Raw genomic sequence first — 5047 nt, forward strand, 5'->3', positions numbered from 1 at the left:
TTGGGGTCTGGGGAAGTTTTCCCCAGCAGGTTTGGGCAGCGCCCAAAGAAAAAATAAATAAGAAAAATAAAAGGGATCGACTGCTGAACTTACATTATTTTTTAGTTCGTATGAAAGAGGTGGTCATCCCATGCTGGGATTTATAATAAATTTTTGCGGAAATTTGATTTCCTCAACTCTCGCAGGCTTGATTTTATTGTATTTTGAACAGTGGATGAATAGGCGTTGAAGATAGAACGGAAAAACATTGATTTGGCGGGTTTTCGCTCGCTTGCGAGCGAGTTTCTTCTTTACTTGATACTATATAGCAACAATGAGATTTTCGAAAAGTGGTGTGAGTCCTTGGGGCTCTAAGCCGGAATACTGTTTTTATAGGTAGACGAAAAAGGCTTCCCATGATATGATTTTAAGTGCCTACAAAAAATCAAAAGGGAAGTCTTTATTCATGTCATATTTAACTAAGGACAAGTTTAGCATGGAATCTACTAGACTTGCAACCCCCGAAAGTTCACAGATTTTGGTAGATCGAGCGGTTAATGGGAAAAAGCGGGATTGGAAAGGTAAAAAGTTACGGTCAAATTTTCTGGCTGAGCATTATCAGGAATTATATTCTCGAACGGGGAATGCTTACTATAAGCAGAAAATGGATAGGGTTCAGCAGTGTGCGAATGTGTTGTCGTTTCGACAGGATCCAGAAAATGGACGTTTAAAGCTGTTTCAAGCTTATTTTTGTAAAGTGAGGCTTTGTCCGATGTGCGCATGGCGACGATCGTTAAAAATCGCTTTACATAATAAAAAAATTGTTGAGGAAGTTAATCGGACACGAGATGTTCGATGGATTTTTTTAACGCTGACGATTCGGAATGTTGGAGGAGAAGAATTGGAAGTAGCTATTTCTGACATGATGAGGGGCTTTAATCGGCTTGTAAAATATAAGCGAGTAAATAATGTATTGTTGGGTTATTTTCGAGCGCTTGAGGTGACGAAAAACAGAGAGCAGCAGACTTATCATCCGCATTTTCATGTCTTGGCAGCAGTGAAAAAAAGTTATTTTGCAAAAGCATATGTCAAGCAAGCTGATTGGGTGGCTTTATGGCGACGGGCGATGAAGTTGGGTTATGATCCGGTCGTGGATATTCGGCGTGTGAAGCCGAAGGCGGATGTAAACTATGAGGAGATTGAACAGAGAGTCAAGGATAGCATAGCTGAACAAAAGGCAGTGCTTGAAGTTTCCAAGTATCCGGTTAAGGATACAGACGTTTTGCACGATGATGTGGTGAGTGAGGATAATTTGGATTCGGTGTATTACTTTGATAGTGCACTGGCGGCGAAGCGTTTGATTGGCTATGGCGGTTTGTTGAAAGAGATACATAGGCGTCTGAATTTGGATGATGCCGAAAATGGGGATCTGATTCATGTGAATGAAGATAAAGATGAAGTAGCGAACGGAGCCTTTGAGGTTATGGCTTATTGGAATATTGGATTAAAAAACTATGTTGTAAAAATGTGAGTTTTTACTGCTCTTTTCTACAAAATTTTGAGCAATTCTAGCAGAAAAAGGAAATTTACTCCAAAAGGAAGAATTAAGTAAATGTCTGCTAATTACCAAAATTTTGTTTTAAAGGGGACATTTATCATGAAAAAACGATTTTTGGAAATTTTAGTTGTTTTTTCTTTGGCTTTTATTGCTTTTTTTGTTGGAAATCAAAATTATGCAAGTGCTGCACGATACCATGGTGATTATACAAATAGATTTAGGAGTATTTTGCACAGCAATGCTAATCAGATGAGCTATTATGTTGTAGGTGGATATTTTTTGGCTGGTATGCGTGGAACTGGAGATCTTATATTTGCTGAGAATGAGAGACAAGGGGGAAAATGGGATTATAAGCGTAAATATGGATATTATGATAAATATCGGTTCAGAGGTAAGATTATAACTGGTGATGATTTTGGAAATATACATTATGGCTATGTAGGGAAAGCTGCAGGATTTAGTGATAGAACTTTGGAGACATATGGAGGAATTGTTCAGGTAATTGGCAATAAGCGTATCAATAAGGCTTGGTATAGAACTTATTATGATGAACCAAAAGATAATACAATGATTAGATATGGTATTTGGTTGTATAATCATGGTTTCTAATTAATTTTATAATAGATTAATAGAAAACCTTGGGGAATGTGGGGTTACTTAATGTCAAAACTAATGAAAATAATATTAATTTCTGTAGGTGCTTTTTTGTTTGTAATTTTAGTATCTATAGGGGTATTTACTTATTATATTAATCATCCGAGTTTAGACAGGGTACCCTACGGAAAATTAGTTGCTAAATTGGATTCTCCTAATCATGATTATACAGCACGTATTTTTAATATATCTATGAGTGGAGGAGGACCATCGGTTGGTCCTTCTGTAAGGGTTGAAATTGCGTTTAATAAAACAAATAAGAAGCCTAAGACGATATATTATGATTATGAAAGGGAATATTCGGGGTCAGATATAGAATGGCTTAGTGATCAGGTTATTAAGATCTATGATCACCGGTTGAATGTTCTAAAAGATACTTATAATTGGGAAAATGATCCGAACTGGGATAAAAAAAGAGGAGAATAGTAGTAATTCTCTTTAAAGAGATTGGTCATTCTTTTGGCGCTTTTGGTGCTTGATATTTTTCTTCACGTGGTTTCTTTGCTGTTTTTGGCTAATGGCGTTTTTATGCGTTTTTGCAAGGAAAAATTCTCCGCATTGGTCTGGTGTGGAGGATTTTTTTTACGTACAGAAATGTTTTTTATATGCACTGTAGTATGGAGCGTGTGCGTGATGTGTATGTAGAATATTGATTGCCCATTTAAGCGTTTTTTGAAAGGGAGTTTTTTCTTGCCGAAGGCAAGCGCGGCAAAGCCGCGAAAGCCTCGCAGAGCGCAAGCTTCACGTAGTGAAGTATATTGCGCTATACTTTACGTGGAAGTTTCGCCGAAAAAGAGGTGCTCGCTCATGGCTTTTGTCGTCTGTCATATGGAAAAGTACACGTCCGGAAATCTCGGGGGATTGCAACGGCATAACCAACGGGAAACGGAAAATCATGCGAACAAGGATATTCATCCGGAGTTGTCCTATTTGAACTATGACCTGGTGAATGCGGGGGAGATCTCGTACCCGGAGAAAATCAAGGCCCGGATTGCTGAGGGAGTCGAGACGAACCGGGCCATTCGGAAAGATGCGGTGCGCGTCTGTAGTTTTATCATCAGTGCCAGTCCGGAGCTATTCGATAGGCCGGAAATGAAGGAGCATGCGGCGTATTTGGACGAAGGGACTAAGGCCTTTCCCGTTCCTGCAAATGGCACGCGGGATTATTTTCAGGCGGCAACGGATTTTTTTAAAGCGCGTTACGGACCGGATAATGTGGCCTATGCACAGGTACATATGGATGAAACGACGCCGCACATGCATCTGGGCGTGGTGCCGATTACGAGCGATCATAGGCTGTCGGCGAAGCGTCTGTTTGACCGGCAGGAATTGAAAAAGCTGCAGGCGGAGTTGCCGGAGTATTTGCAGCGTCGGGGCTTTGCGGTTCAGAAAGGGCAGTCGAAGGACCGGCATCTGGATGAGTTTGAATACAAGAGGCTGCAGGCGGAAAAACGGGCGCGGCAGGCGCAGGAAAAGGCAGCGCGGGCTGAGCAAGAGGCACGAGATATGGAATGGGTGCTGTCGGAACAAGCAGAAGAATTAAAAGACGCTCAAAGGACAACGAACGAGTGGACGCGGAAGGCAGCGCAGGCTAAAAAGACGCTGGTTGAAAAAACGAGGGTGCTGACGCGGCGAACTGCAGAAGAAATCAAGCTGAACGCGCACCAGGCAGAGTTGGAGCAGTCAGCCCGGGCGCTGGCCGGCAAGCTTGGAGAATCGACGGAAACGTTGGGCCATTTGCAGACGGCCATCGATCGGGAACGGAGAAATTTAGAGGGCATTAAGGCAGCAGCGGATCAGGTGAGGCTTGATAGCTATGCGATCGATCAGATTCCGGCCGAGATCAAACGAACGGGGATCCTCAGAAACGGCCCTGAGACCATCACAGTGACGCGGAGAGATTGGGAGAGTATAAAAGTAAAGGCTAAGTCTAGTTTAGCGTTTAGAGAGCAATCTGAGCGGTTTGAGAGAGAAAACAAAGAATTAGGACAGAGAAATGCCTATTTGGGTAATGAGTTACGGGAGGCGCGCCGAGAGAATCGGCAGCTGAAAAGCCTCTTGGAGAAAAAAGATCAGCTGATTGGCCACTTGAAACAGGTGATGGAGGAGCTTTACAAGGATGGTGAGGCGGTCTTTCATCAGTTGGTGGGCTATGTGAAGGGCCGATTTATGATGCGTCAAAAACCGGCCCCGGAAGAGGAAGGAGGGTTTGAGCAGGGAGCAGCTCGGACGCAGAGGGAGCTGGAGGACGCTCAGAAGGCGTTTGAGCAGAAACAGTCCAGGGGACAAGAGAAAGACTGGGAGATAGAGCCATAAGTAGTTATTAAGGGGATAAAACAGAGAATCTGTAAATATATAATTTTTTCTTGATGTTTTTGCTATTATGAGTTTGTCGGCTAAAACAAGGCTTGCTTGCTTCCTCCACAGTTAGGATCGTGCGAGGAGGTGAGACACGACATGAACTGTTCAAGCAAGAAGAAAGAGCCTAAAAAAAATCAAGGAAGTTTAACAGAACTGTTTCTTCGGGAACTGACCTTCCCGGTGTTACGTAAAGTCCTGTTTAAACTCCTTGATTGGCTATTCAAGACCTATTTTAGCTGATGGAGGGAATTATATACCCTCAAAGTTAAAGCCCCCTGTCCTGACCGACAAGGGGCTTTTTCACGACATGAACTGTTCTTTAACTGTATTATACCACGTCTGCCGACTGGAACGCTATCCCAGGCGTCTGTCAACGGTACCGGAACGGAGCGCGTAGCGCGTAGCGAGGATAAGGAGTTGACAGACTCACTGAATCCAAACCCTTTTGTAGGTCGGTGGGATTCCTCCCACCGGCTGCCTCCCCGGCGAGGGGAA

The 5047-nt window shown here is 43.0% G+C and carries 4 protein-coding genes; all 4 read left to right on the forward strand.

All coding sequences use genetic code 11. The annotated features are described in order from the left end of the window. The first annotated feature begins 475 nt into the window (after positions 1-475). Entirely contained in the window at positions 476-1510 is a 1035-nt protein-coding gene (locus OYT88_RS20610; RefSeq protein WP_274402248.1) for a protein rep, read from the forward strand. Between the two features lie 126 nt (positions 1511-1636). Continuing rightward, positions 1637-2146, forward strand: a complete 510-nt coding sequence (locus OYT88_RS20615) for a polymorphic toxin type 44 domain-containing protein (protein ID WP_274402249.1) — start codon at positions 1637-1639, stop codon at positions 2144-2146. Positions 2147-2197: 51 nt separating this feature from the next. After that, entirely contained in the window at positions 2198-2617 is a 420-nt protein-coding gene (locus OYT88_RS20620) for a DUF5412 family protein (protein ID WP_274402250.1), read from the forward strand. A 381-nt stretch (positions 2618-2998) separates the two neighbouring features. Further along, the gene (gene mobV, locus OYT88_RS20625) at positions 2999-4507 is read left to right on the forward strand and encodes a MobV family relaxase (protein ID WP_274402251.1); all 1509 of its coding nucleotides are present in this window, start codon (positions 2999-3001) and stop codon (positions 4505-4507) included. The last annotated feature ends 540 nt before the right edge of the window (positions 4508-5047 follow it).

This window comes from Sporolactobacillus sp. CQH2019 (genome assembly GCF_028765345.1).
GTDB lineage: Bacteria > Bacillota > Bacilli > Bacillales > Sporolactobacillaceae > Sporolactobacillus.

What these genes read in the sequence shown, in the direction of transcription:
- OYT88_RS20610 (WP_274402248.1), top strand. Translation starts at nt 476, where the DNA reads ATGGAATCTACTAGACTTGCAACCCCCGAAAGTTCACAGATTTTGGTA.
- OYT88_RS20615 (WP_274402249.1), top strand. Translation starts at nt 1,637, where the DNA reads ATGAAAAAACGATTTTTGGAAATTTTAGTTGTTTTTTCTTTGGCTTTT.
- OYT88_RS20620 (WP_274402250.1), top strand. Translation starts at nt 2,198, where the DNA reads ATGTCAAAACTAATGAAAATAATATTAATTTCTGTAGGTGCTTTTTTG.
- mobV (WP_274402251.1), top strand. Translation starts at nt 2,999, where the DNA reads ATGGCTTTTGTCGTCTGTCATATGGAAAAGTACACGTCCGGAAATCTC.